This window comes from Rhizobium sp. BK060, from assembly GCF_014193145.1.
GTDB lineage: Bacteria > Pseudomonadota > Alphaproteobacteria > Rhizobiales > Rhizobiaceae > Rhizobium.
In genome coordinates this window covers 90,665-116,675 of the sequence record NZ_JACHYW010000004.1, presented here as the reverse complement: position 1 = coordinate 116,675, position 26,011 = coordinate 90,665, and the positions used below count along the sequence as shown (strand labels likewise).

Sequence of the window (26,011 nt, the reverse complement as noted above, 5' to 3'; positions counted from 1 at the left end):
TCTTCCTCTTCCCGTCATCTGGCCAGCCGCGTCATAGCGTATCGGGTCTGGCTTGGCGATGACGAATCCGGTGCGAAAGCATCCGGTTGATCAGTTTTCGGGATTGGTCACGAGGAGCGATGGCCTGGGCGGGCTTTCGGCCGCCGGGCGCTCCTCAACGGACCCGGCAACCGCGCGTAAGGCCGAGGAGAAGAAGCGAGGTCAGGGCGCGCGTATTGTCGCGCAGGGCGATACGCCCGCGTGCAATCTGCTCAGAAATCATGATGCCCGTGTTCTTCATGGTCGCGCTTATAGCCGGGGTGCAAAAAACTGGCAATCCCTCCGTCTATTTTTTCGCCGCTTGCACAAAACGTGACAGGGCCAGCATCGACCCTCCGGCGAGCAATCCCCAGAATGCGCCCGAGATTCCCGCAAAGGAAACGCCGGATGCCGTCACCAGAAACGTTATGGCCGCCGCCTCTCGCGATTCCGGTGCCTGGAAGGCTGCCATGGCCGAGCCGGAGAAAGCGCCGACCAGTGCCAGTCCAGCCACCGCCTGGATCAGGATTGGCGGCGCCAGGGCCACGAAGGTCGTCACCGCGCCTGCCAGTAGTCCGAGAATGACATAGGAGATGCCTGAGACGAGGACGGCCCAATACCGTCGCGCGGGATCGGGATGCGCGTCCTGGCCGGCGCACATTGCAGCCGTGATGGCAGCCAGATTCACCGCATGCCCCCCGAACGGCGCTGATAGGATCGAAAAGAGGCCCGTCACCGAGAAGAGCGGCCCGGGTTTCGGCTCGTAGCCGTTCACCTTCAGGACGGCGATGCCGGGGATGTTCTGCGACGCCATGGTCACGATGAAAAGCGGCAGGGCGATGGAGACGAAAGCCGGCAGGTTGAAGACGGGCATGACGAACTCGACCGGCGGCCGCAGCGCCTGTTGGATCGAGCCCAGCGCCCCCTCGGGAATGTCGACGCCGAAGGCAACCACAAGCACGAAGGCCGCCAGAGCCGCCGGCACCGCCCAGAGTCGCTTGAAGGCGCCAACGGCGATCCACGCCAATACGATCGGCAAGCCGAGCGACGGATTGAAGCCGATCGCCCTGACCGGTGCAAAGCACAACCCGATCAGCACACCAGCGAGCATCGCATTGGCGAGCGGCGCGGGAATGGCCGCAACCGCCCGGCCGAGCGGCTTGAACAGGCCGGCGATCACGATCAGCACTGCGCAGATAAGAAACGCGCCGACCGCCGCATTGAACCCGCCCTCGACCACGCCGGTACTTGCAAGCAGCGCCCCGCCGGGCGTGGACCATGCAATGCTGATGGGCAGCCGCGTCACGCAGCTCAGCACGATCGCGCAGAGCCCCAGCGCGATTGATAGCGCCATGAGGCCCGATGCCGCCTGCGCATCCGTCGCGCCGACACTCTGCAGGCCGTGCAGCACGACCGCAAAGGAGCTGGCAAACCCCACGAACGTAGTGAGGAGGCCCATAAACAGGCTTTGAACGGAGAAGTCTTTGAGCATGGCGGGACTCGAACTGAATGCAACTGCCGCATGGAGCATTACACGCGGAAAGAACACAAGTCCGCGACGGCCAAGTTCCGTTCTCCTGCACCATCGAACCGTCCTGCAAAGAAACGCCGCCAATGTTCGAAATACTGTTGACCTGTCCCCTGGGGCTGCCCCGATAAGCAGGGCGACAAACAACCAACGAGGTGAGTCGTTGAGTCATTCCGCACACTCTTTGAGCCCGTCCGAGGCGGCAGCGCGGCTAGGTATCTCCATCAAGGCCTTGCGGATCTATGAGCAACGCGGAAGGCGTGATCGCCTGGCGGCCCGCCGTTGCTTGAGAGTGTGCCTTGCTGCCTGACTCACGAAGCGCGCCGGACGACGAAGATCATCTCCTCGGAGGTCCGCAGGTCGAAAGGCTGACGGTCCCAATCGCCATAGACGGCTTCGGCGCGCAGCCCGGAAGCCTCGAGGTGCCGTTCGATATCGCTGCACGGCAAAAACAGCAGCTCGCTTTTTGAGACAAGCGTCTCTTCGGGGAATTGATAGCGAGTTTCGAAATGGATCCGCCCCTCCCCGTAAGAGACCACGTCGCGCGTCTTGCGAACGACAAGCCCGCCGTGAACGACCTCGAACGCACCGCCGTCCCAGCGGGCTTTCCAGTCTATTTCAGGATTGCGGGTCTCAAAGACGATGCAGCCGCCATCCGCCAGATGCTCGCGCATGGCAGCAAAGGTGGCGAGAATGGACCTCTCGTCGAGCAATACCTGAAAGGCATGACCGGTCATGATGATCAAATCGAAGCGCTTTTCGGATCGAAAATCCTGGGAGTAACACTCGACCCATTCGATCCTGTCGCCATGCGGCTTGCGCTTGGCGATATCGAGCATCGGTGCCGAGGGGTCGGCGCCGGTCACGTCATGACCGCGTGCTGCGTAGGCATCGCAGATCAGCCCGGTGCCGCAGCCAAGATCGAGGATTGACTTCGGCCCGCCGTCTGCCAGCGAGAGGTAGAAATCCCGGTCCTCGGACCAGCCGCAAGCAAGATCATAAAGGGCTGCCAGACGCGGATGCTCGTAATGCAGATCGGGCATGTTGGAACTCCGCGGCTCGGTACGAAAATGAAAAAGCGCCCTGGCCTGCCAGCCGGCAAGAGAAGGGCGCTTTTCATAGCACGAAATCAGATCTCGGACTGCGACATGATAATGCGCGAAACGAGGCCGTAGGCCTTGGCTTCTTCCGCAGACAGCCAATAGTCGCGGTCGGTATCGGCAGCGATCTTCTCGTAGGACTGACCGGTTGCTTCAGCCATGATCTTGTTCAGACGCTCGTTCATCTTGATGATCTCGCGAGCCTGGATTTCAATGTCGGAAGCCATGCCACGCGTGCCGCCGGACGGTTGGTGCAGCAGGAAGCGCGTGTTCGGCAGGCAAATGCGCCGCTCCTTCGGCGCTGCGACATAGATCAGCGCGCCGGCCGACGCGACCCAGCCCGTTCCGATCATCCAGACCTTCGGCTTGATGAACTTGATCATATCATGGATCGAATCGCCGGATTCGACGTGGCCGCCGGGTGAGTTGACGTAGATGCGGATATCGTCGTCATTGGCAGCGGCAAGCGCCACGAGCTGCGTGCAGACCTTCTGCGCGAGTTCCTGCGTGATCGGCCCGTAGATGAAGATCGAACGCGACTTGAAAAGGTTCGCCTCCGTTTCCTTGCCGAGCGGCAGTTCCTTCGTCTTGTCGTCCTGTTCTTCTTCTTCGTACATTCGAACCTCTCTTGCGTCGAATTCGGGTTCCTCGCACATAGTGCGACTCCATGCGTAAAACAATGCGGGAAAAAGACAAGCCACGGAACGGATGAAGATATGGTTAGGCAGACGGCGCGGCTTACCGAAATGTAACTTGGCACGGCTTTGAAAAGTCGAAATCCGTTCCTACGTCATCCCTAGGCGCGAGATCGCCAGCAACAAAGGAGACCGGCCATGTCACCTGAAGAACGCCAATTGTTGACCGCCCTTTTCGAGCGTGTCCGCACCGCATCGGCAACGCCGCGTGACCATGACGCCGAAGCGCTGATCGACCAGGCAACGAGCGAGCAGCCCTATGCCACCTATTATCTTGCGCAGGCCGTTATCGTGCAGGAAAAGGGGCTGGAAGCGGCCGCCAATCATATCAAGCAGCTGGAGGAGCGCATTCGTGTGCTCGAGGCCGACCAGAGCGAATATCACAAGGCCGAACAAGGCGGCGGTTTCCTCAGTTCGATCTTCGGCACCAGCCAGACACCGCCCCAGCAGCCGGCGGTGCCGCCGCCCTCCTCCGGTCCATGGGGAAGCGCGCCGCGCCAGCAGATCCATGAGGATCGCGGTTTCGACACCCCCCGCGCCATGCCACAGCAGCCGACCGGGCCATGGAGCCCGCAGGCGGCGGCGCCTTCTGCAGGTGGCAGCTTCCTGCAAGGCGCGCTCGGCACGGCGGCAGGCGTCGCAGGCGGCATGCTGCTCGCCAATTCGCTAAGCGGTATCTTCGGGAGCCACATGTCGTCGCTTGGCTTGGGTTCACCGCTTGCCGGTAACAATCCCTTCGGCAACGCGCCGACGGAAGAGACGGTCATCAACAACTATTTCAGTAACGATGGTGACAAGCAGCAGGCAGCCGACAACACGAAAAGCGATAACGACGACAACGACACTGCCAGTGTTCAGCAAGCCGACTACGACACCAATGATGACGATTCCGCCGATGACGATCAATCCGACTTCGGCAATGACGACAGCTTCAATGTCTGACGCGGTCTGGCGGCCTTCCCGGAGGTCGCCTGATCGTTGCCGCGTCCACGCGTGGACGTCGTGAGGCATCGACGATCAACCTTGACGATAGAGACAGAGTTCTCAATAAGATTTGAACGCTATGGCCATCTACTAGGCAAGATCTGTTGAATATCCTTATCATCAGTCGCAAGTCCGAGAACGAGAGAAGGCATTATCAGTCTCGGCAGATGGCGAGACTCGGATTGGAATATCGTTTTCTCGACGCGTTCGAGGCAAGCGACCTATCTCTCGAGGCCTGCCAGGAAGCGGCCAACAACTGGCCAAGTCCGACGCTTCGCCAGGACATAGCCTGCTTCACCTCGCATCGAATGGCATGGAATGCCGTCGCAGAGCGAAATGAAAAGACAATCATCCTGGAGGACGATGCCGTCCTTTCGAGCGATATTGCCGAAGTGATAAGGACTATCCGCGACCGTGACGACGACTGGAACTGCGTCTACGATCTGGAATTCGTACCCCTGCCCCATATCATGGCGAAGTCACCGCTTTGGACCGATGATCACAGCGGCCACCGGGCGACGCGCGTCTTTCAAAACCGGCTCGGCTTGGCGGGTTATGTCATAGGGCCACGCGCAGCCGCGAAGATGCTTCAAGACACGAAGAACTATGCATTGGTCGATGCATACTTCTGGCATAGATCGTGGATTACGGCCTTTCAGATCGAACCGGCCCCCGTGGTCCAATTGCGCTTTCTCGAAGACAGCGCAAACAAGGCGCCTTTCCTTCGGGCATCCGAGGACGATACGTTCAGGCCAAAGAGCAAGCTGGGCAAGCATTTGATGCGCTTGCGTCTCGAACTCGTGAAGGCGCGCAATCTTCTGAGAGCCGGCCTTCGCAGCGAGAAGCGCCAGATCCAAATGGATGTCGCCAAGTTTGCACTCGACCGCGACAACGTTTGAATTCCAGGCCTCTCAACCAAATCGCCAGGGCTCAGCCGCGACCGCGATAGGTGGCGACGCCTTGATCGGGCAGCCAAACGCCCTCGGGCGGCTTGCCGGTCTGCCAGAAAACGTCGATCGGAATGCCGCCGCGCGGATACCAGTAGGCGCCGATCCTGAGCCACTTCGGGTCGAGCAGTTCGACCAGCCGCTTGGCAATATAAATCGAGCAATCCTCATGGAAGGCGCCGTGATTGCGGAAGGCATGCAGGAACAGCTTCAGCGATTTCGATTCCACCAGCCATTCGTTGGGGATGTAATCGATCACGATGTGGGCGAAGTCTGGCTGCCCCGTCATCGGGCAGAGCGACGTGAATTCTGGTGCCGTGAAGCGGACGACGTAGTCGGTGCCGGCATGGCTCGACGGCACGCGCTCTAGCACCGCTTCCTCCGGTGATTTCGGAGATTCCGTCTGGCTGCCCAGCATGGACAGGTTGGATACATCTGTTTTGGGCATTCAAGCCTCCTTGATGACTTTGACGCGAATGCCGTGGGCCTTCTCGCCCTCTGGCTCGACGTGTATGGCGATGCTGGAGCCCCGATGCGCTGCACGGATGGCATCTTCAAGGCGATCGCAGATATCGTGCGCCTGCCTTACAGACATGGCGGCCGGCACGACAAGATGAAAATCGACGAAGGTGACGGTGCCAGCACGGCGCGTCTTCAGGTCATGCACGCCGATCGAGCCCGCCGCATGGGTGGCAATCGCCTGCTTGATCGCCTCCTCCTCCTCGAGCGTGACCGCCTGATCCATCAGGCCGCCGATCGAATGCGAGATCACTTTCCAGCCCTGATAGAGAATGTTGACGGCAACCAGGATGGCGAGCACGGGATCGAAGATTGCGTAGCCGGTGGCCAGCGCCAGCAGCAGGCCGACCAGGACGCCGACCGAGGTGACGACATCGGACATGATGTGCTGGCCATCCGCCGTCAGCGCCGCCGAGCGATACTTGCGTCCGCTCCTGATCAGGATCTGCGCCCAGACGGCATTGATCACGCCGGCGACAAAGTTGATCGCAAGACCAAGCGCTGGCGCATCCAACATCCGCGGATCGGAGAGATGCCCAATCGCTTCATTCACGATCAACAGCGCCGCCACGACGATCAGCACGCCTTCGGTCACGGCCGAAAGATATTCCGCCTTGTGATGTCCGAACGGATGATCGTGATCGGCCGGCTTCTGTGCGTAGCGGATGACGAAGAAGGCGATGAAGGCGGCAACGACGTTCACTGTCGATTCCAGCCCGTCCGACAGCAATGCCACCGAGCCTGTCACCTGCCATGCGACCATCTTCAGGCCCATGACCCCGAGCGACATCGGGATACCCCAGAGCGCCAGCCGCCGAACCGTGAGATCGCCCTTTTCGTCCATTTTCATCCCCTGCGCAGACATCGATGCGGATGCGAATGAATTGCACAAACCAGACCATTCAAACGCAAAACCGCCCGCGCGAAAATCGCGCAGGCGGCCCATGAGGCTCATATGGTGACAATGCATGTTTTGTCAAACGGCGCGGCGAGAAATACCGATGTAATTTCGCTCTGCAAATTTGACTTCGAAGATGAACCTCGGTGTGGCCAAGCGCCAGGACTGACCAGTGCTTGGCGCTATTTTCATCAACCTGCCGGGCAGGCGGCTCCTGTATCGACCCAGGCCTTGATCAGTTCACCGAACTCCGCCTGGGTGCCGGGTGCAGGCTCGCGGCCCTCGCCCGGGTTCCAGCCCCAGCCGACGAGGTTGTCATGGGACATGTGCTCGACAATCTTGCTCAGATCCCTGCCGCCGTTGCGCGTCGGGTCCTTGAGCTGCTGACAGATTTCGCCGAGCGACTTGCCCACCCATGCCATTTCGATCGGCGCCAGATGCCACGCCGGATTGCCGGGAACGCTCTTCAACGTCGGCGACTGACCGACGATGGTTGCATTCTCCGCGCCGTGACAGGTGTTGCACATCATGCCAGGCACGCCCATGCCGCCGTCGCCGCGGGTGACTGGCGGCTGATGCGGATGCATGGCTATCGTCTGAAGCGGCTTGTCGCCCGCCGGATGGCAGTTCAGACATCGAGGATGCTCGATCACTTTGCCCGCCTCTTTGAAGAGCGCGACCGAGCGCGCTTTCTGATCGGCGATCGACGAGAAGGATGCCACCGGCTTGAGTGTCGACTTGTCGGACACGGGCGCTGTCTGCGCCAGCGCCATGAACGAGGCGGGCAAGGCCGCAAGAAGGGAGAGGCCGCCTGCCGCGCAGGCGAGTGCCAGTCTGCTTTTCATGTCCGCCTCCCTCAGCTTGTCGTCACGGCAACGATTGGCAGGCTGCGAACCGGTGTGCCGGTCAGCCGCCGCCAGGCATTGGCGGTCGCCGGCCCGACCGGCGGCACGCCGGGCTCCCCGACACCGGTGGGCGGCTCGCCGGATTTGATGACAGCCACCTCGACATCCGGCATCTCGTTGATCCGGATCGACCGGTAATCATGGAAGTTCGACTGCATGATCGCGCCGCCCTCGCCGAGCGTCACGGCATCGAACAGAACCGCACCAAGGCCGTAGCCGATGCCGCCCTCCATCTGCGCCTTGATGACGTTCGGATTGATCGCCACGCCGCAATCGACCGCGCACCAGACTTTGTGCACGCGCGGTGTTCCGTCGGCCCCGGCCGACACCTCCGCCACCTGGCCGACATAGGTGTTGAAGCTCTTGACCACGGCCACGCCGCGCTGTCTGCCTTCCGGTATCTTCCCGCCCCAATCAGCAAGCTCCGCCGCCTTCTTCAACACGCCCGCGTAACGCGGATCTTCCTTGAGCTGCTCGAGCCGCCCTTCCACCGGATCCTTGCCGGCCATCTGGAGCAGCTCGTCAAGGAAGGTCTCGACCGCAAAGCCGGTATGCGTATGTCCGACAGATCGCCACCAGAGCGGCGGCACGGCAAGCTTCACATTATGCGAGATCACCCTGAGGTTCGGCACGTCGTAAGGCAGGTCGGAAGCCCCCTCGACCGATGTGCTGTCGAGATCCGCCTTGCCCAGGATCGACTGGCCGACGATCGCCTGGTCCCAGGCGACGATGCGGCCATCCGCATTCATGGCGCCGCGCATCTTGTGAAGATACATCGGCCGATAATAGCCGCCGCGGATATCGTCCTCGCGCGTCCACATGTGCTTGACCGGGCGCGACTGGTCGGTCGCCGCAAAGGCGGCGGCCGCCTCCTGCATATAGGGCGAGCCGAATTGCGCCTTGCGTCCGAAGCTGCCACCGGTCATCTGTGTGTTCAGCCGGACCTTTGACGGATCGAGCCCGACGATCTTTGCCGCAGTATTCTTGTCCGCGCCAGGGAACTGGGCCCCATTGTAGACGTCGAGACTGCCATCCGCCGCCTTGATGAAAACGGCGTCAAGCGGCTCCATGGGCGCATGAGCAAGGAACGGGAAGATGATCTGCGCTTCGAGGGTCTTCAGCCCTTTGTCGCCGAAGGCCTTCTCGACATCGCCCTTCTCGGCGGCAGTGACGCCCTTCTCCGTCAGCGCCTTCGCATAGTCGGCTGCAAGCTTGTCGCTGGAGCGCGTCTCCGCATTGGAAAGATCCCAATCGACCTTCAGGACCGAACGGCCCTTCAACGCAGCAAATGTGTTGTCGGCATAGACGGCGACACCCTGCGGCAATTGCTTGACGTCGACAACACCCTTCACCTTGCGCGTTTCGCGATCGTCGAACGATTTGACCGTTGCTCCGAAATGGTTCGGGTGGGCGACCACCGCGACCAGCAGATTGTCCGGCACGATGTCCAGCGTAAAGATTGCCTGGCCGTTGGTCTTGGAGACGGTGTCGAGCTTTGGCAGTTCCTGCCCAATCAGAGTGAACTTTGCAGGATCCTTCAGCTCGATGTCGGCCGGCGGCTTGATGGCGGCGGCCCTCGTTGCCAGGGCGCCGAAGCCGCTCTCCTTGCCGGAACCGGGATGCTTGACACGGCCTTTTTCGACGGTGATCTCGCTTGCCGGAACCTTCCACTCATCGGCCGCGGCCGCAACCAGCATGGCGCGTACCGTCGCTCCTGCCTTGCGGAATTGCTCGTAGGAATTGGCGATCGAGGTGGAGCCACCGGTCCCCTGCAGACCGTAAGCAAGGTTGGCGTAGATCTTGTCATCGGCGGGCGAATGCACGGCACGCATCTGCCCCCAATCGGCATCGAGTTCCTCCGCGATCAGCGTCGCGAGACCGGTGAACGGCCCCTGCCCGAACTCGATATGCTTCGACAGGATCGTCACCGTGTCGTCGGTCCCGACCTTCACGAAAGTGTTGAGTGTCACGAGCGCGTCCGAACCGCCAGCCTGTTCGCCTTTCTCGGCGGCGAAGGCGGCAATCTTCGGCGCCAGCGCAAATCCGATGACGAGACCGGCGCTTCCGGCGAGGAAAGCACGGCGCGTGGTTGAAATCTCCTGGATGGTCATGTCTCAACCCTCCATCGAAGCGGCGGCGCTGTGGATTGCCGCCCGTATGCGATGGTAGGTGGCGCATCGACAGATATTTCCGGTCATCGCACCGTCGATATCTTCGTCGGTCGGCTTCGGGGTGTTCTGCAAGAGCGAGACGGCCGACATGATCTGGCCCGACTGACAGTATCCGCATTGCGGCACGTCGATCGCGATCCAGGCCGCTTTCACAGCCTCCGCTTCCTTGCCCTCGACCCCTTCGATCGTGAAAATCTCGGAGCCTTCCGCCGTCGAGATCGGCGTGATGCAGGAGCGGCGCGTGAAGCCGTCCATATGCACCGTACAGGCACCGCACTGGGCAACCCCGCAGCCGTATTTCGTGCCTGTGAGCCTCTCGAAATCACGGATAACCCAGAGTAGCGGCGTATCCGGATCGCCGTCGAAAGTCTTCGTCTGTCCATTGAGCGTGAACGTAACCATCGTCGAGCCTCGGGGGTTGGCTGGACCCATTGCGGCCCCAGCGAGCTGCGCAGCATTCTTCACGACGGCTAAGCTAGGGCGATCACGGACGCTTGGCCACGCCGCTCCCGATAAAGGTTGCGTTACTGGAGTCCGATCTAGTTTATCTCCTTTAGGCAAGAGCAAGCCGCCGTATGCGGGGCAACGGCGGCTCCGATTGTTCAGCCTTTTAGGTCGGTTGTTCGTTGTCTTGCGCAGATGCGCGACGACGGAACGCGTGTCGCCGCGGCCAAGCGGCGATCCCAATTTGGGCTGGCCGTGGCTGGTAAAGCGTCAGTCTGCAGGGCTCGCAATGATCGAGGCGCCGATGCGCAGCGGCTTTACGCTACCACACTGATGGCTTGCGGCCAGCGAAGGAGCGCAGCTTCGCCGCTTGGCGTCAACGCATAGATGCCCTTCTCCCGACGCTCGAACCAGCCGTAGACATTGCCGAGCAGGATCTTGCCAGCATCCGGCGCCAGCGCCTTCATGTCGCGTGGCCGCACGAGCCCCTGCTGGAGTGCCGCGGCGCAGATCAGGGCACGCTGGCGATAGGCCGTCATGATCGGTGCACGCGAGCCGCCGCCGACGACCGGATCGCCGCGCCGGCGCTGATGTTCCTTGACGAGCCGCGACCGGCGCTTCGGATTGGTGCGGGGCATCGGCGAGACGGAGCTGACGATAACGCTGACCTCGCCGGCATCGGAGACGCCGAGCATGCCGATCCCCAGCCGACGGCACAGATCGCGATAGCGCTTGTCGGCCTCGCGCCCTCGCCCCTTGGCGGAAACGCGGGCGGCGATCCACACTTCATCGCTCATTGCCGCTCGATCGACTGCCTGCAGCACAAGCTCGAGGTTGAAGCTGAGTTTCAGCTCACACACCACGACGACGGACGGCTCTCCCTCGCTCAGGCCGACGAGATCGCATCCGCCGATCTCGCCTTTAACGACATAGCCCGCCGCTTCCAGAAAGCCTTTGACCGGCAGATAGAGCGAGGTTTCCATCGAGACTGTTATCAGGAATTGAGGTCGGCAATCTCGCCGTGCCGGGCAAGCAGCCGCGGCGACGACATATCGCCGGTCTCCTCGTCGACCATCACGGCATAGGCCGCAACCCCGACGAAACGCGAGGCCATGGAGGTCGCAATCTTCTCCGCGCTGACAGCGTTCGATGCCTGGCGCATCTCGCCCGGCACCAGATTGCCCCGGTTCTTACGGTACGGGAGCACGATAAACTTCTCAGCATTGGCCACGACGTTATTCCTCATTCATCGTTCCGGAAATGTTCTGATTTGTTGCAGGATGTCAATCAGACTCTGCCGGCTCTTGTCGCTGGTGTCCGAACTGCACCCTGCCAAACCGATGCGAGACCAAGAGGGCGGCGACCGAGCTACCATTGCGGCGGCCACGCAAGATCGCAGTTCACGGTAGATTGCCGGAGGCGGCTTCGTCAGCAAATACGGCCTGATCATTGTGGAGCCACAGGGAAGCTCTGAGCAGCCACGGCAGCGCTGTCCACCATCCGGACACGAGACCAGCCTGACGCAACGCCGCGGCAGTCCAGGTGTTGCACCCCAAGAAGGCATTGAAATGGCCCTCAGCTTCAAAGAAGGCATCGTTCTCGCCATACGAGAATCCGGCCAGCGGCATCGGCTTGCCGACCTGCTCGGTGAAACTGCCGAGAACGAAGCCGAGCAGGCGCCTGTACCCCTCCTCGCCGACATCGACCGCCATGACGCTCGGGTGGTCGAGCGGAATGTCGCCGGCCAGCGAAACATGCATCACGGAATTGTCGAGGCTGAAGCTCTTGAAGACCGGCATCGCCTTCAGGTCTGGCCAGGTCGGTGTTTCCGTATAGAATGACCGCCCTCCCCATCCGAAGATGATGTAGCGAAGGTTCGGGTCGTCCAGATCAAGCGCGCCGTCACGAAGGAAGCCGAACCGCGCAAGAATATCGGCGTCAGCCGGCACGGCGATGTCGGTGTGGATCGGATTGCTGAGAACGAGGATGCGGCGGCGGACGTCTCCCGGCGTCGGATCGTCACGCCACATCGGCCTTGGCAAAACGATGCCGGCCGCAGTTGTCGCAGCGATTAGCGCGATGACGATCGCGAATGACTTCAGGATCTTCAGGAGCATGCAGCCATCCATCGCCGACAGAGCAGTGGATGCTTAACAGCTATTGTGGCAATCTGGCGTAGAAAATCTTGACACCGCACGGGAATTTTCCGCAGGTCCGAAGGCGTGGCCCACAACAGTGGCCATGCCTTCGATTATCTCCAAAGAGGCCGAGACGGTCTCGCCCGACGCCTCGTCTCAGGCCGCCTTGGTCTTTGCCTTGCGGGACAGATGCGCGACGACGTTCTCGATCATCCGCATGCCGGCATCGCCGCCAAGCGTCATGATCGATTCGGGGTGGAACTGCACGGCCGCAATCGGTTCCTTCTCGTGCTCGATGCCCATGATCGTGCCGTCTTCGCTTTCCGCCGTGATGATGAAATCACGCGGCAGCGTCGACGGATCGGCAAAGATCGAGTGATAGCGCCCGACCGTCACCTCCTTGCCGAGGCCCGAGAACACGATGCCCGGCTCGAGCACGCGGATGCGCGACGGTTTGCCGTGCATCGGCAGCGCCAAATGCCGCAGTTCGCCGCCATAGGCTTCTGCCAGCGCCTGCAATCCGAGGCAGACGCCGAAGATCGGCAGGTTGCGCGCCCGCGCCTTCTTGATCGTCGCCTTGCAGTCGAAATCCTTCGGATTGCCTGGACCTGGCGACAAGACGACCAGATCCGGATCCAGCCTATCGAAGATTTCCTCCGGCACCGGCGTGCGCACGGTTGAGACCGTCGCCCCCGTCTGGCGGAAATAATTCGCCAACGTGTGCACAAAGCTGTCTTCGTGATCAACGAGCAGGATCTTGACGCCCTTGCCGACGGCAGCGACGTCGCGGCTGACCTTGCCGGAGTTGCCGGCCTTGGCATCGCGGATGGCGGAAAGCATGGCGGAGGCCTTCAGTTCGGTTTCGGCTTCTTCTTCGTGCGGATCGGAATCGTTGAGCAAGGTCGCCCCTGCCCTGACTTCGGCAATCCCGTCCTTGATGCGCACGGTGCGCAGCGTCAGGCCGGTGTTCATGTCGCCGTTGAAGCCGACCATGCCGATAGCGCCGCCGTACCAGGCGCGCGGGCTCTTCTCATGGCTTTCGATGAAGCGCATCGCCCACAGCTTCGGTGCGCCGGTGACCGTCACGGCCCAGGCGTGAGACAGAAAGCCGTCAAAGGCATCCATGTCGTCGCGCAGCCGGCCCTCGATGTGGTCGACGGTGTGGATCAGACGCGAATACATCTCGATCTGACGGCGGCCGATGACCTTCACCGAACCCGGCTCGCAGACACGGCTCTTGTCGTTGCGGTCGACGTCCGAGCACATGGTAAGCTCCGACTCGTCTTTCTTGGAGTTCAACAGCTTCAGGATCTGTTCGCTGTCGGCGATCGGATCGTCGCCGCGCTTGATCGTGCCTGATATCGGGCAGGTCTCGATGCGGCGGCCGGACACACGCACGAACATTTCAGGCGAGGCGCCGACCAGATATTCCTGGTTGCCGAGATTGATGAAGAAGGAGTAGGGCGACGGATTGATCGCCTTCAGCCGCTTGGAAATGTCGGAAGGCTTGCTGTCGCAGCGCTCCATGAACTTTTGGCCGGGCACCACTTCGAAGAGATCGCCCTTGCGGAAGCTTTCCTTGGCCTTGACGACGAGGTTGGCATACTCGCCGGGGCGATGGTCACTCTTCGGCGGAATGGCGTCTGTGCGCTGGAACGGTTCAGCCGGAATGTCGCCGGCCTCGCCCTCGGTCGAAAGCCCGCCCTTTTCGAAGTCGTAGCGGTCGATCCAGGCCTTGGCCGAGTAGTTGTCGACGACGAGGATTTCGTCCGGCAGGTAGAGCACCATGTCGCGCTGGTCGCTCGGACGCGTCAGCTTCAGATTGATCGCATCGAACTGGAAAGCAAGGTCGTAGCCGAAGGCGCCATAGAAGCCGAGGTTGGCATCCGCCTGCGAATAGAAGAGATCGGTGATGGCGCGCAACACGGTGAAGACGGTCGGGATCTTCGAACGTTCTTCTTCGGTGAAGGCGCGCTCGGGCGTCTTCACGGTCAGGTCGAGGCGCCGCGCCGTCGAAGCACCGAGCACGAGATCTGAGATCGTCTTGAGGCGCTCCGTGATAAAGGAGAGGATCACCTCGCCGCGCTCATTGTAGGCCTCGATCCAGACCTCGCGGCCATGGCAAGAAATGCCGAGCGGCGGGTCGACGACGGCGGTGTCCCAGCGGGTATAGCGGCCCGGATATTCGTAGTTCGACGAGAAGACGGCGCCACGGCGCTCGTCGAGCTTGTCGACATAGGACGAGACTGCATCGGCATAGGGGATCGCCCGGCGCTGCCGGGTAACGGTTATGCCGCCCTTCGTCTCGTAGATTTCCGCTCCGTCATCCCGAAGGATCGTTACCATTGTTCCACTCCGTTGTCGGGCCCGGATGACAGGCAGCCTTAAAAAGCAAAAAAGCCGCCTGGCGTTTTCCGGGCGGCTCACTCGTCGTCTTTGGACACGATTGGTCGAGGCCGCCTCAGCGAGCCCACCACCAAACTGCAATGTTCAAGGACGTGTTCATGGGCGAAATTGTTAGCGTGAGATCGGACCAAGTGCAAGAGCCGAATCCGGCGAATGAAGAAGGGCGGCGCAATGGCCGCCCTACGCATCATTATGCCGTCGGTTCAGAACCTGGCTTTCGCTGTAACCATGAAGGTACGACCGCGACCGGTGTCGATCGTCGTGGTCTGGATCGTGCTGGAAGCCGGCGTGTAGGCCTTGTCAAAGACGTTTGTCACGCTCGCCGTCAGCTCCAGGCCGTTTTCCCACTGGTAATTCGCAAAGAGATCGACGACGCCATAGCCGCTCATGAACCGCGGGCGTCCGGCATTCATTGCGTTGATTTGCCCGATGTCGGCCTGTCCGGCAGCAAACAGGCGCGTACCGACGGTCAATCTCTGATCTTCAAGGAAGCGGCCGCCGAGAGTGGCGCTGAAGATGTTTTCAGGCAGGTAGCTCTGCACACCGAAGCCATTGATCTGCGCAGGCAGGTCCGTATTGGTATGGGTATAGGCAAGCTCCCCGAAGACGAAGCCCGCGTCATACGCGGCCTGGATTTCGATGCCGTCGACTTTCGACGTACCGGGATTGTTGATGAAGAAGGTCTGCCTGCCGCCCCCTGCAAACGCACCCGTGATATAGTTGTCGATACGGTCGTTGAAATAGTTGGCCTTGAGGCGGAAGCTGTCGCCCGCATCCAGTATGCCATCGAACTTGACGTTGGCGCCGATTTCCCAGCCCTTGGAGGTTTCCGGCTCGAGGAAGGGATTGGGGAAGAAGTTCTGGCCGGTAGCGCCTGGATGCGATCCGCCAGCAAAAGTTTCGTTGATGGTCGGCGCCCGCTGGGTTTCTGCATATGTCACATACGGCTGGAACCAATCAGTCGGATTGAGCGCAAAGGTGACACTGGGGTTCAGGCGTCCATCGGACTTGTCGACGCTATAGGCGCCGGCCGGCATACCGAGCGGGTTGCCTGCGACAACCGACCCCGAACCGTCAATATCGAAATGATCATAGCGCAGGCCAAGCGTCAGATCCGCCATGCCGTAGGTGAATGTCGTCGTGTCGAAGACACCAAGGATGCCGCTCTTGCCGTCGCCGTTGACGCCACCCAAGGGCTGCGTCCGGCTGTTGACCACATCGTAATCGTCGTGGAAGTACTCGACACCATAGTTGGTGACGACAGCAACGTCGCCGAGGTTGAACCTGGAAGTGTTGGAGACGTCGAAGCCAATCCCGGTATCGGTAATCCGGCGACCGGCGGCCGCACCGCCGCCCGTGGCGTTCGTGTCATATTTCATCTCAAGGCGGTTGTAGTAAAAGTTCGTCTTGAAATCGATCAGCTCGTTGTCGCCGGGCGTATAGGCGTAGCTCGCGGCAAACGTCTTGTTCTTCACGTTCTGGAAATAGGAATTGGCGAAGAAGTCGTTGTCGTAGGTGATGCCGCCGAGTTTGATCGTGTTTTCCGCGTTCGGCGTGATCTCAGCCTTCAGCATGCCGGAAAGCAGATCCTGCTCGGTGAAAGGCACGGTAACGCCGTCGCCGTTCTCGTAGTTGCCCGGATCGCTCTTGCTGATACCGCCGAGGACGGCAAAGACATCGTTGAACCGATAGGCGCCGATGGCCGACTCGGACCAACCAAGTTCGTTGGTTCCGACCGTCGCAGAGACGATGCCACCGTAGTTCTTGTCGCCCTGGATCAGATCATCGATCTCGTAGGTACGGAAATTGACTGTCCCGGCCAGCGCACCGCCGCCGATACCGGTGACTGCACCGCGGGTCACGTCGATGCCTGCCAGGAACGCCGGATCCACGTAGGTAAATCCTTGCGCCTCATGACCGGTGAAGCGGAAATTCTGGCGAACGCCGTCGATCGACATGTTGACGCGGCCGGAGCCCTCGAAGCCGCGAATGTTTACGGCTACGCCGGGGTTCTGGGGATTGTTGGCCGTCGACGTTCCCGGAACGCTGCGCAGCAGATCATCCGTACCCTGCCCCGCCTGGAGGTTGATCTGGTCCGCCGTGACCGTGCTTGAAGGACCCGGCTTGGTGTAGGGATCGTTGGCCGCCTGCCGGCTACCCTTCACGATGATTGGCGAGAGGAAGGTATCGCCCTCGCTCTTGGCCTGCTGCTCTCCGGCCGTCTGGCCAGTCGAAGGCGCGCTTTGCGCAAAAGCAATGGCGGAAGGCAAAACAAAAGCAAGTGCCGTGCAGGCGAGTAGAACCGAGCGCGAGTGCCGGACGATCATGAAATCAACCCCTTGAGAGAAATATCCACCGGGCTGGCTGGTCGTGACGCGGCTGCGTTTCGATGGGCTGGCTAGGCTTTCTGGCGACGTTTTTCGCCTTCTTTTTGCCGCATAAAAAACATGAGTTTAATTGTCAATATATCGAGAGACAGTTATCTTGATTTAATAACTCATATTTTCACCATAGGGATCAACGTTGCGAAATTGCAACGAAAACCGCATCCGCACGTTCTCCTCCCCGGTTCAACATACAACGGGTGGATGCGTGAAGAATATCATCGTAATTTTAGCGGCACTGAGCTGCATTGGGCTTTTGACCAGCGCACGCCTGCCGGACACGGGCCCTTTCCCGGCGGCCCGTCCAGGTGAATCCAATACGGCTGCGCCCGCCCCGCAACTTCCCCCGATACCCGAACCGAAACCCGAGAGAGGCAAAACCGGAGCGCCGCCGATCAAGCAGGGTCCTCCAAACTCTTCTGGCGTACCGGAAAAGCAGGGACCGAAACTTCCGTCGCAGCAGACGCTGGAAGAGCAGCATCTGACGATTGCCGCAGAGAGCGACGCCGAGCATTCGCAATGTGAGCGGGAGCTTCAGGTCCTCGGCGTTGTCTTCAAGGACATCGCGCGTATCGATGACGGCAACGGCTGCGGAATCGACAAACCGATCAAGGTTTCCGAGGCTTTGCCGGGAATAAAATTGCAGCCAGAGGCGGTGTTTCGCTGCCCTGTCGCCCTCGCCCTGGCCCGCTGGATGAAGGAAAGCGTCATCCCGGCGGCAAGCGCCGCCGCGATGGATCAGGGCCGCATCGTCGCCGTCAATCAGGCATCGTCCTATGTCTGCCGCCTGCGCAACGGCGCGGAAACCGGCAAGGTTTCCGAGCACGCGCGCGGCAATGCGATCGACATTGCAAGCTTCAGTTTCGAAAAAGGCAAGGACATCGCCGTTCAGCCGCGCAGGGAGGATTCAACGCTGATCGGAGCCTTCCAGCGGACGATCAGCGCCGCCGCCTGCCTCTACTTCATGACGGTGCTGGACCCCGAAAGTGACGCAGCCCACGAAACGCACTTCCACCTCGACGTGTTGGAGCGGAACGGAGGATATCGCTACTGTCACTAGCGGCGGGTCATCCCGCACGCCATCCGACCTCGATCAGCACGCGCCCCGGCGCCATGCAATAAAAGAGATATCCACCGCGCATCTCGCGCGGCTCACCGACGATTTCGGCGTCGCTTTCCTTCAACGCGCTATATAGCCGGTCAACGTTGCTTCGCTCGGTCTGGATGAAGCCGAGGTGATAGGTGACGAGGTCCAGCGCCTGCTGATCGCCGCTACCGAACTTTTCGATCGGGTGGCTGACCACGATTTCGAGGCCGGCATCGTCGTCAAGGATCGCAAGGCCGCTCGCACCTCGCATCTCCCGCAGATACAGGCCGAAATGCCGGACGAGAAATGCGGCAGTGGCAGCGACATCGGGCACGTGAATATCAATATGGTTCATTCGCATTGTTCATTCCTTCGGGTTGCCCGGCGGAACGACGTATAACGCGCATTGAATCCGCCGAGAGCGGCGCGGGATGCGCCGTTTCTCGTCGCGGGTTCTCACATGCACTGGAATAGTGGTGCGGATCAGAGCTTCCTTGCGGAAGGGGCCGTGCTTACCATATCCGACCCTGCCTTTTTCGACGCCTTGGATTTAGCACTTGAGCGGCAGCGACAGCAAGCCCCTGCCTGGCAAATGCCAAAAAGCCAGAGGCCTAGACACCAACGCTGAATCAAGATCCGAGCCCTTTCAATCGGTTTCTCAACGCCCGATCAGAACAAGCCCTCGATATAGCCCTGATCATTGAGGTAAATCCGCTCCGCCGAGGGCGATCTCGGCAAACCAGGCATGGTCATGATCTCGCCGGTGATGGCCACCACGAAGCCAGCGCCTGCCGAGAGGCGGACTTCGCGGACCGGCACGATATGTCCTTCCGGCGCGCCGCGCAGGTTCGGATCGGTCGAAAAGGAGTATTGCGTCTTCGCCATGCAGACCGGCAGGTGCCCGTAGCCCTGCTCCTCCCAGGCAAGCAACTGGTCCCTCACCGCCTTGTCAGCGGTCACCTCGCCTGCGTGGTAAATCTTCGAGGCCACGATCTCGATCTTCTCGAACAGGGAGACGTCGTCGGGATAGAGCGGCTCGAATCTCGACTGTCCCGATTCCGCAAGCTCGACCACCTTGTAGGCGAGTTCCTCGATGCCGGCAGACCCCTTGGCCCAGTGCCTGCAGAGGATCGCCTCCGCCCCGAGGCGCGAGACATACTCCTTCACGGCTGCGATTTCCGCATCCGTATCCGAGACAAAATGATTGATGGCGACGACGACGGGAACGCCGAACTTGCGAACGTTGGCGACATGGCGGCCGAGGTTGGAGCAGCCCTTCTTCAGCGCGGCGACATTCTCCGTTCCGAGATCGTTCTTCGTCACGCCGCCATTCATCTTGAGTGCGCGCACCGTCGCGACAATAACGGCGGCATCCGGTTTCAGTCCCGCCTTTCGGCATTTGATGTCGAAGAATTTTTCGGCCCCGAGATCGGCGCCGAAACCCGCTTCCGTCACGACATAGTCGCCGAGCTTCAGCGCCGTCTGCGTGGCGATCACCGAGTTGCAGCCATGCGCGATATTGGCGAACGGGCCGCCATGCACGAAGGCCGGATTGTTTTCCAGCGTCTGGACAAGGTTCGGCTGCAAGGCATCCTTCAGGAGAACGGCCATGGCCCCATCGGCCTTCAGGTCGCGGGCATAGACGGCCGTCTTGTCGCGCCGGTAGCCGACGATGATGTTGCCGAGGCGCTCCTCCAGATCCTTGAGGTCCGTGGCGAGGCAAAGAATGGCCATCACCTCGGAGGCCACCGTGATGTCGAAGCCGTTCTGCCTGGGAAAGCCGTTGGCGACCCCACCAAGCGAGGAGACCATCTCGCGCAGCGCCCTGTCGTTCATGTCCATCACGCGCCGCCACGTGACGCGCCTGAGATCGATATCCTGCTCGTTGCCCCAATAGATGTGATTGTCGATCATCGCCGCGAGCAGATTGTGGGCCGAGGTGATCGCATGGAAATCGCCGGTGAAATGCAGGTTGATGTCTTCCATCGGAATGACTTGCGCATAGCCGCCACCGGCAGCGCCGCCCTTGACCCCGAAGCATGGTCCGAGCGAAGCCTCGCGGATGCAGACGATCGCCTTCTTGCCGATCCGGTTCAACCCATCGCCGAGGCCGACGGTCGTCGTCGTCTTGCCCTCGCCTGCGGGTGTCGGATTGATTGCCGTGACGAGGATCAACCTGCCATCAGGCTTCTCGGCCTGTGCCGCAATGAATTGCGCGCTGAGCTTGGCCTTGTCATGCCCGTATGGCGCCAGTTGCTCGGCCGGAATGCCGAGCTTTGCACCGATCTCGAAGATCGGTTTTTTCTCCGCCGCGCGCGCAATCTCGATGTCGGATTTGTAGGCTGCCATCCCGTTTCCCCACTGGCCTGTGCGCTCGATCGGCGCCACCTTTGCTTCAACGGGATAGCGAAATATGCCGCGACTGTGAATAGTGCGCTGGTTGCCCAGCGCTTATCCAAGCCGCTATCAGTCAGACATTGATTCTAGACGTGGCAGGACAAGACATGACATCACTCGAACTCATTGTCGAGCGCATCCTGGCATCCGTCCGCTCTGCGGTCATGCTTGGCTTCTCGAGCAGCTAACGGAAAAAGGCGAAGGCGACGGACAAGATCTGATCGTGACGTGATTCGCAGGCGCTGGCGCCCCCCGACGAACCTGCATATTTTCCTGGAGCGCTTGCGCGGAAAGCCGCTTCCGTCTCCTTGGGTTGCGTTTCGAATAGGGGATGGCGCAACCATAGGACGATCCTGTGGTTAAAGTAATACATTTGAAATTAATCGCTGCAGACCCCGCCGTTTCGCACTAGCAAATATATCAGTTTGCATATTCTATGGCGCTGAAATGAAGGTAAGCAGGGACGCATTAATGTCTTACATGACTACCTCGGAAAGGCAGCTGTCTCTGGCCACAGAGATTTCAACTGTCAATACCAAGGCCGAATTCGCGCAAATTCTCGTCAGAGTAGCGCGCGCCTATGGCTTCCGGCATGTCACGTTGATGCTTGCTCCCGCTCCTGAAAGCGTTCTTCTCAAAGCCCTCCTCATTGAAACGTCGCTTCCGTCCACATACTACAACCAATTCGACCGCGCCCGCATCATGCGTTTTCCCATGCTGTCGACCGGAATGGGCGACTCGGCCCTGCCGCGCTCGTGGAGCCTTTCCGACAACTCCTCTGCTGACATTTTCCCGCATGAGTTGAGTAAACTTCTGCATGACTTCGGCATACCGACGGGCGTTGCTGTCCCCGCATATACACGCGACGGTGAGCGAATCCTGTTCTGGCTGGCCGGTGATCGCCCGGTGCTCGGACAAACCGAGCTCAACGAACTCACGATGGTGACCCTCCATCTGCTCGACGCCTATAACCGCACGAAGCAATCGAAGGTTACGGAGCACACGCCCCTTTCTGCCCGCGAACGGGAGGTCGTCCGCTGGACGGCACAGGGAAAAACGTCGATCGAGATCGGCCAGATCCTTTCGTTGTCGGATCACACCGTGAATGCCTACATGACGAGCGCCATCAAGAAGCTCGACTGCGTAAATCGAACGCAAGTTGTCGCCAAGGCGATCCGGATGAAGCTGATCAACTGAGCAAGACGCTCAGCGATCGAGCACGGAGCGAATCTCGACGAGATTGGACCGGACGCGGAGAATGTAGAAGCCCATCGTCGCCAGATGGCTCGGCATGATCCAACCGTCTTCCCGACCATTGGAAATGATTGCGGGCTGGATCTGCAAGGCGGCCTGGAACTGCCTCATCGTTGCGCCGAATATGGCGCCCAGATTGCGTTCCGCGACGACCTGGGAAAAGTCGGACTGCGCGGCGGCAAGGATCGCGTAGTAGGCATAGAGCTGCCCATAGGCGAACCAGAAGCGGTCGTCGGCGCGCGTATCGAACCAGCCGCGATGATGGTTCTGCGAGCGGTCCGCAAGCACATCCGAGGTGCTGCCGAGATCGTTGGCGATGCGGTCGATGAACTGGATCAGGTTATCCGCGCGTCCATCGAAGATCGCATTGCAAGCGGCCAAGTCGGCATTGAATTTGCGCAGGCTTTCGAGAGCGGAACGATAATAGCTTGGTGTCGGCGTCTTCGGCCCGAACGGATCGAGTCCGAAATACCAGCTGTACTCATCGAACTGCAGATTGCCGCGTGCCTTTTGCAGATCGTTGTTGATCCCCGACGTGCCCCGTACGCGGCCAAGCGTATCGACGAGTTCGACCGAGGTGCGACGAACCGCCTGGTTCACGCCACGCTGGAACGACGCCTTGTTGTCGAGGAACGGCGTGTGATCCCAGTCGATGCCGAAGAAGCCGAGACGATAGAGGAGCATGGAGGAGATCCACGCATTCTGATTGACGTTGAAGTCCGTCAGATCGGCCGCGACATCGACGATGGCCGAGCGCTGGCAGGTCTTCGTCGCCGCCGCGTCGTCTGTTGCCGGCAGTTCCTGCCCAGCCGGCACCTTGCGTTCGGAAAGCCTGTACTCATTCACGAAGGACGGGTTGAAGCCGGACCAGACCTGCGTCTGCCAGATGAAATAGCAATAAAGAACGGTAAGCAGCCCGATAAAACCAAGGATCGGCAACCGGACCATCCAGGTCCGCTGAACGTACCAGCCACGGGCGGCGATAAATGGCCAGAAAGCCCAGGCGAAGAAGATCCGCGCCCAGCGTGCGATGGTCCGGCCGATCAGCCTGAAAAAACCGGCGATCCGGTCGAGCATCCTCTTCTCCTTGCCGTGATGGGCAGACAGTGTCTGCGCACTGACATATGCGCTCGCTCCGGGAAGAACAATATCGTGCTGATATTATTGTTTCTTCAGGAGCTTGGGGCGCAGGAGGCGGAAGCGAAGGCGCTTGGAGATTTTCCTCGTATCGATGATCGGCCCTCCGCAGCCCTCCTCCGGCTCCCGCTGGAAGGTCTCGAACTTACTGGCGAAGACGGCGTCGGCGGTCCGCTTGCGATGCTCCAGTTCCTGCGGCACCAGCATATTGCGCTCAAACAGTTCAATCGGACCGGCAATGGCGGGAAAGAGTTCCGCCGAAATCTGGACCTTCGACCCGGGAATGTCCGTGTCCACCTGTGCCTGATAGATCAAAAGCCGCTCTTCGGTGTCGATCACCATCTTGCGCGTGAGGGCGTTGCACAGGCCGACCTGGCTATTCAGCGCATCGACGAAAACCTGGAAGAGATTGATGAAGCGTTCGCGGCGCTGGCTATCCTCGCGCATTCCGCGTTCTTCCTCGGCAACGCGGTCGGCTTCGCTCTTCAGGGCGCGCCGCTCCTGTTCCATACGTTCCCATTCGGCCTTGCTTCCATAAAGACCGATCCTGCCCTGCTTCGTCAGCGCCTTGGCATCCAATTCCCGAATGCGCAGGCGCGCGATATCGATCTTGTCGACAAGCCGACGGCGCTGCTCGACGATGCCGATCAACCCATGCTCCCCCAACTTGTGAAAGTCGATCACAATCGTGCGGTAGCTCGCAATGACAGCAGCGGTTTCGTTCGACTTCACCAGCAGGTCGCGCAGCCGCTCCACAACCGGGGCGGCGCGCACCCGCGCGCTATGGCGACGCCACATCCGCTGACGCGAAAAGCGACCGATGAATTTCTCGCCTGTCGTCAGGCCGCGGAAACTGTCGAGATCCGCTGAAACCTTGACCGTCAGCGTGTCGAGGACGGATACGAGTTCCGCCAGCAGATTGGTCAGGCTCGCGCCGTTTGTGACAAACGCCTGGAAGCGCCCGTTCTCGACAAGGAAGCGCTCATCATCGACGGCGGCCCCTTGGCGCGCAAACTCTTTGACGAAATCGACGCAGACCCTGGCTTCAAGACGCAGCTGTTCCACGAGCGCTCGCGCGGCTTCCAGCTGCGTGTCGAAGGAGAAAGGCTTGCGCACCGGAACGCCTCCATGAATCGGTTACAGCGAACCTAGCGCATAAGCCGACAAACCGGAATCGATTTGAGGAACGCTCACACCGCCTCGGCAAGCCATTGCCCGTTCATGGCATCATCCCAATGCCGCCGGCAAAGCGATACGTACTTTTCGTTGCCCCCGACATCGATCTGCGCGCCTTCGCGCAGCACCTTTCCTTCTGCGTCGAGGCGCACCACCATCGTCGCCTTGCGTCCGCAATGGCAGATGGTCCGCACCTCACGCATCTCGTCTGCGATCGCGAGAAGCTCCTCAGACGCAGGAAACAGCTTCCCCTGGAAGTCGGTCCTGAGGCCATAGACCATGACCGGAATGTTCATCCGGTCGACGATCCGGGCAAGCTGCCAGACATGCTCGCGCGTCATGAAGTGAGCTTCGTCGACGAAGACGCAAGCGATTGGCTCCCCCTCCTTGCTAAGTTCGCCAATCAAGGCCTGCAAGTCTGCTTCCGGTTCGAAGGCCACGGCGCTCGCCTGCAGCCCGATCCTAGAGCCGATAACCCCTTTTCCGGCGCGCTCATCGAAGGCCGCGATCAGCAAAACGACACGCATGCCGCGCTCCTCGTAATTATAGGAGGCTTGCAGCAGCATCGTCGACTTGCCGGCGTTCATGGTCGAATAGTTGAAATAGAGTTTTGCCATCGTTTTCTCCGTCTTTCGCTTCTTGGAAGCTCGAAACTGCGAAGAAAAGTCCCTCATTTTGATAATCACAGGAAAATCGCGGCCAAAAACCGCCAAAAGCCTTGAAAACCCGGCACTCCGCGAAAAATGCCCCACGTCGCAATCGGGTACTGCAATGCGGCGCAAACGCGCTCAGATCGCTTGTCAAACTCGGTTATTGGTGATTGGCTTGGGAACGCAAGACTGGGAGTCTAAAAATGAAAACGACAAGCGCATTCAAACTGACCACCGCCACCGCAGTTGCCGCTCTCTCTGTCGCAACAGCAGCATTTGCCGCAGACCCCGATAGCTGCTCCGCCGTCCGTCTTTCCGACGTTGGCTGGACTGATATCACCGCAACCACCGCCACGGCCGCAGTCATTCTGAAGAACCTCGGCTACGAGCCTGATGTCAAGGTTCTTTCGGTTCCGGTTACCTATCAGTCGCTGAAGAACAAGGACATTGACGTGTTCCTCGGCAACTGGATGCCGGCTCAGGCGAAGGATGTCCAGCCCTACCTCGATGAGAAGACGGTCGATTCCCTCGGCGTCAACCTCGAGGGCGCCAAATACACGCTCGCGACCAATGCCAAGGGCGTTGAACTCGGCATCAAGGATTTCAGCGATATCGGCAAGCACAAGGACGAACTCGACGGCAAGATCTTCGGGATCGAGCCCGGCAACGACGGCAACCGCCTCGTGATGACCCTGATCGAAAAGAACGAGATGGGAATGGGCGGCCTTGAGCTCGTCGAGTCCTCCGAACAAGGCATGCTGGCACAGGTCGCCCGCGCCGAGAAGGAAGGCAAGCCGGTCGTATTCCTGGGTTGGGCACCCCACCCCATGAACGAGAACTTCAAGATGACTTACCTGACGGGCGGTGACAGCACCTTCGGTCCAAATTTCGGCGGCGCGACGGTCTACACCAACACCCGCGCCGGCTACACCACCGAATGCCCCAACGTCGGCAAGTTCGTCTCGAACCTGAAGTTCAATCTGGAAATGGAAAACCAGATCATGGGCAAGATCCTCAACGATGGTGAGGATCCGCAGGTCGCCGCGACCGAGTGGCTGAAGGCAAATCCGAACGCAGTCGATCCGTGGCTCGCAGGCGTTACGACCAAGGACGGCAAGGACGCCCTTACCGCCGTGAAGTCGGGCCTCGGCCTTTGAAACTGATGAACGGGGC

At 60.3% G+C, this 26,011-nt stretch carries 23 protein-coding genes; 5 read left to right on the top strand and 18 right to left on the bottom strand.

What is annotated here, in order from left to right:
• Positions 1-325 precede the first annotated feature (325 nt).
• The 3 genes from FHT71_RS06035 to FHT71_RS06025 all read right to left on the bottom strand — a co-directional run bounded on the left by FHT71_RS06035 (position 326) and on the right by FHT71_RS06025 (position 3,263).
• A complete protein-coding gene (locus tag FHT71_RS06035) occupies positions 326-1,510 on the bottom strand; it encodes a benzoate/H(+) symporter BenE family transporter (RefSeq protein WP_132588807.1) in 1,185 nt (394 codons plus the stop codon).
• Positions 1,511-1,857: 347 nt separating this feature from the next.
• Positions 1,858-2,589, bottom strand: a complete 732-nt coding sequence (locus tag FHT71_RS06030) for a class I SAM-dependent methyltransferase (RefSeq protein ID WP_132588808.1) — start codon at positions 2,587-2,589, stop codon at positions 1,858-1,860.
• An 86-nt stretch (positions 2,590-2,675) separates the two neighbouring features.
• Positions 2,676-3,263, bottom strand: coding sequence for an ATP-dependent Clp protease proteolytic subunit (locus FHT71_RS06025; protein WP_037082079.1), 588 nt, complete (start codon positions 3,261-3,263; stop codon positions 2,676-2,678).
• Between the two features lie 216 nt (positions 3,264-3,479).
• Between FHT71_RS06025 and FHT71_RS06020 the strand changes: the two genes are divergently transcribed.
• Both FHT71_RS06020 and FHT71_RS06015 read left to right on the top strand, forming a co-directional pair.
• Positions 3,480-4,283, top strand: a complete 804-nt coding sequence (locus tag FHT71_RS06020) for a DUF2076 domain-containing protein (RefSeq protein ID WP_132588809.1) — start codon at positions 3,480-3,482, stop codon at positions 4,281-4,283.
• A gap of 146 nt (positions 4,284-4,429) precedes the next feature.
• The gene (locus FHT71_RS06015) at positions 4,430-5,224 is read left to right on the top strand and encodes a glycosyltransferase family 25 protein (RefSeq protein WP_132588810.1); all 795 of its coding nucleotides are present in this window, start codon (positions 4,430-4,432) and stop codon (positions 5,222-5,224) included.
• A 31-nt stretch (positions 5,225-5,255) separates the two neighbouring features.
• Here FHT71_RS06015 and queF read toward each other — a convergent pair whose 3' ends face one another.
• The 10 genes from queF to FHT71_RS05965 form a co-directional block, all read right to left on the bottom strand.
• Positions 5,256-5,720, bottom strand: a complete 465-nt coding sequence (gene queF, locus FHT71_RS06010; protein ID WP_007789896.1) for a preQ(1) synthase — start codon at positions 5,718-5,720, stop codon at positions 5,256-5,258.
• Entirely contained in the window at positions 5,721-6,635 is a 915-nt protein-coding gene (gene emfA / locus FHT71_RS06005) for a CDF family cation efflux transporter EmfA (protein WP_183719248.1), read from the bottom strand.
• 245 nt (positions 6,636-6,880) lie between these two features.
• A complete protein-coding gene (locus FHT71_RS06000; protein WP_132588811.1) occupies positions 6,881-7,534 on the bottom strand; it encodes an Isoquinoline 1-oxidoreductase subunit in 654 nt (217 codons plus the stop codon).
• Between the two features lie 11 nt (positions 7,535-7,545).
• On the bottom strand, positions 7,546-9,705 hold the full coding sequence (locus FHT71_RS05995) for a xanthine dehydrogenase family protein molybdopterin-binding subunit (RefSeq protein WP_183719246.1): 2,160 nt from the start codon (positions 9,703-9,705) through the stop codon (positions 7,546-7,548).
• A 3-nt stretch (positions 9,706-9,708) separates the two neighbouring features.
• On the bottom strand, positions 9,709-10,167 hold the full coding sequence (locus tag FHT71_RS05990) for a (2Fe-2S)-binding protein (RefSeq protein ID WP_007789891.1): 459 nt from the start codon (positions 10,165-10,167) through the stop codon (positions 9,709-9,711).
• A gap of 359 nt (positions 10,168-10,526) precedes the next feature.
• Positions 10,527-11,192 carry a DUF2161 family putative PD-(D/E)XK-type phosphodiesterase gene (locus FHT71_RS05985; protein WP_183719244.1) on the bottom strand — a complete coding sequence of 222 codons (666 nt, stop codon included), beginning with the start codon at positions 11,190-11,192 and terminating at the stop codon, positions 10,527-10,529.
• An 11-nt stretch (positions 11,193-11,203) separates the two neighbouring features.
• Positions 11,204-11,440 (bottom strand): hypothetical protein, encoded by a 237-nt coding sequence (locus FHT71_RS05980; RefSeq protein WP_037082076.1) that lies wholly within the window; start codon positions 11,438-11,440, stop codon positions 11,204-11,206.
• A 169-nt stretch (positions 11,441-11,609) separates the two neighbouring features.
• Complete coding sequence (locus tag FHT71_RS05975) at positions 11,610-12,326, bottom strand: TIGR02117 family protein (protein WP_246717963.1); 717 nt, start codon at positions 12,324-12,326, stop codon at positions 11,610-11,612.
• A gap of 177 nt (positions 12,327-12,503) precedes the next feature.
• A complete protein-coding gene (locus FHT71_RS05970) occupies positions 12,504-14,693 on the bottom strand; it encodes an anthranilate synthase (RefSeq protein ID WP_007789884.1) in 2,190 nt (729 codons plus the stop codon).
• A gap of 263 nt (positions 14,694-14,956) precedes the next feature.
• Positions 14,957-17,080, bottom strand: a complete 2,124-nt coding sequence (locus FHT71_RS05965) for a TonB-dependent receptor (protein ID WP_183719240.1) — start codon at positions 17,078-17,080, stop codon at positions 14,957-14,959.
• A 265-nt stretch (positions 17,081-17,345) separates the two neighbouring features.
• Between FHT71_RS05965 and FHT71_RS05960 the strand changes: the two genes are divergently transcribed.
• Complete coding sequence (locus tag FHT71_RS05960) at positions 17,346-18,197, top strand: extensin family protein (protein ID WP_132588815.1); 852 nt, start codon at positions 17,346-17,348, stop codon at positions 18,195-18,197.
• A gap of 7 nt (positions 18,198-18,204) precedes the next feature.
• Here FHT71_RS05960 and FHT71_RS05955 read toward each other — a convergent pair whose 3' ends face one another.
• Positions 18,205-18,585: a VOC family protein gene (locus tag FHT71_RS05955; protein ID WP_037082028.1), complete on the bottom strand. Its 381-nt coding sequence runs from the start codon at positions 18,583-18,585 to the stop codon at positions 18,205-18,207.
• Positions 18,586-18,893: 308 nt separating this feature from the next.
• Positions 18,894-20,573 (bottom strand): formate--tetrahydrofolate ligase, encoded by a 1,680-nt coding sequence (locus FHT71_RS05950; RefSeq protein ID WP_132588816.1) that lies wholly within the window; start codon positions 20,571-20,573, stop codon positions 18,894-18,896.
• Between the two features lie 519 nt (positions 20,574-21,092).
• Here FHT71_RS05950 and FHT71_RS05945 point away from each other — a divergent pair.
• Complete coding sequence (locus FHT71_RS05945; protein WP_183719238.1) at positions 21,093-21,818, top strand: LuxR family transcriptional regulator; 726 nt, start codon at positions 21,093-21,095, stop codon at positions 21,816-21,818.
• 9 nt (positions 21,819-21,827) lie between these two features.
• Here FHT71_RS05945 and FHT71_RS05940 read toward each other — a convergent pair whose 3' ends face one another.
• From FHT71_RS05940 to FHT71_RS05930, 3 genes are all read right to left on the bottom strand, one after another.
• A complete protein-coding gene (locus tag FHT71_RS05940; RefSeq protein WP_007789871.1) occupies positions 21,828-22,952 on the bottom strand; it encodes a DUF2333 family protein in 1,125 nt (374 codons plus the stop codon).
• Positions 22,953-23,036: 84 nt separating this feature from the next.
• The gene (locus FHT71_RS05935) at positions 23,037-24,128 is read right to left on the bottom strand and encodes a hypothetical protein (protein ID WP_183719236.1); all 1,092 of its coding nucleotides are present in this window, start codon (positions 24,126-24,128) and stop codon (positions 23,037-23,039) included.
• 74 nt (positions 24,129-24,202) lie between these two features.
• Positions 24,203-24,805, bottom strand: a complete 603-nt coding sequence (locus FHT71_RS05930) for a thymidine kinase (protein WP_132588819.1) — start codon at positions 24,803-24,805, stop codon at positions 24,203-24,205.
• Positions 24,806-25,041: 236 nt separating this feature from the next.
• Here FHT71_RS05930 and FHT71_RS05925 point away from each other — a divergent pair, with 236 nt between their 5' ends.
• Positions 25,042-25,995 (top strand): choline ABC transporter substrate-binding protein, encoded by a 954-nt coding sequence (locus tag FHT71_RS05925; protein ID WP_132588820.1) that lies wholly within the window; start codon positions 25,042-25,044, stop codon positions 25,993-25,995.
• Positions 25,996-26,011: the final 16 nt, after the last annotated feature.

Coding starts and splice junctions, on each gene's coding strand:
- FHT71_RS05995 (WP_183719246.1), bottom strand. CDS start 9,705: ATGACCATCCAGGAGATTTCAACCACGCGCCGTGCTTTCCTCGCCGGA.
- FHT71_RS05990 (WP_007789891.1), bottom strand. CDS start 10,167: ATGGTTACGTTCACGCTCAATGGACAGACGAAGACTTTCGACGGCGAT.
- FHT71_RS05975 (WP_246717963.1), bottom strand. CDS start 12,326: ATGCTCCTGAAGATCCTGAAGTCATTCGCGATCGTCATCGCGCTAATC.
- FHT71_RS05930 (WP_132588819.1), bottom strand. CDS start 24,805: ATGGCAAAACTCTATTTCAACTATTCGACCATGAACGCCGGCAAGTCG.
- FHT71_RS06025 (WP_037082079.1), bottom strand. CDS start 3,263: ATGTACGAAGAAGAAGAACAGGACGACAAGACGAAGGAACTGCCGCTC.
- FHT71_RS05955 (WP_037082028.1), bottom strand. CDS start 18,585: ATGCGAATGAACCATATTGATATTCACGTGCCCGATGTCGCTGCCACT.
- emfA (WP_183719248.1), bottom strand. CDS start 6,635: ATGGACGAAAAGGGCGATCTCACGGTTCGGCGGCTGGCGCTCTGGGGT.
- FHT71_RS05985 (WP_183719244.1), bottom strand. CDS start 11,192: ATGGAAACCTCGCTCTATCTGCCGGTCAAAGGCTTTCTGGAAGCGGCG.
- FHT71_RS05965 (WP_183719240.1), bottom strand. CDS start 17,080: ATGATCGTCCGGCACTCGCGCTCGGTTCTACTCGCCTGCACGGCACTT.
- FHT71_RS06000 (WP_132588811.1), bottom strand. CDS start 7,534: ATGAAAAGCAGACTGGCACTCGCCTGCGCGGCAGGCGGCCTCTCCCTT.
- FHT71_RS06035 (WP_132588807.1), bottom strand. CDS start 1,510: ATGCTCAAAGACTTCTCCGTTCAAAGCCTGTTTATGGGCCTCCTCACT.
- FHT71_RS05945 (WP_183719238.1), top strand. CDS start 21,093: ATGTCTTACATGACTACCTCGGAAAGGCAGCTGTCTCTGGCCACAGAG.
- FHT71_RS05950 (WP_132588816.1), bottom strand. CDS start 20,573: ATGGCAGCCTACAAATCCGACATCGAGATTGCGCGCGCGGCGGAGAAA.
- FHT71_RS06030 (WP_132588808.1), bottom strand. CDS start 2,589: ATGCCCGATCTGCATTACGAGCATCCGCGTCTGGCAGCCCTTTATGAT.
- FHT71_RS05970 (WP_007789884.1), bottom strand. CDS start 14,693: ATGGTAACGATCCTTCGGGATGACGGAGCGGAAATCTACGAGACGAAG.
- queF (WP_007789896.1), bottom strand. CDS start 5,720: ATGCCCAAAACAGATGTATCCAACCTGTCCATGCTGGGCAGCCAGACG.
- FHT71_RS06020 (WP_132588809.1), top strand. CDS start 3,480: ATGTCACCTGAAGAACGCCAATTGTTGACCGCCCTTTTCGAGCGTGTC.
- FHT71_RS05940 (WP_007789871.1), bottom strand. CDS start 22,952: ATGCTCGACCGGATCGCCGGTTTTTTCAGGCTGATCGGCCGGACCATC.
- FHT71_RS05925 (WP_132588820.1), top strand. CDS start 25,042: ATGAAAACGACAAGCGCATTCAAACTGACCACCGCCACCGCAGTTGCC.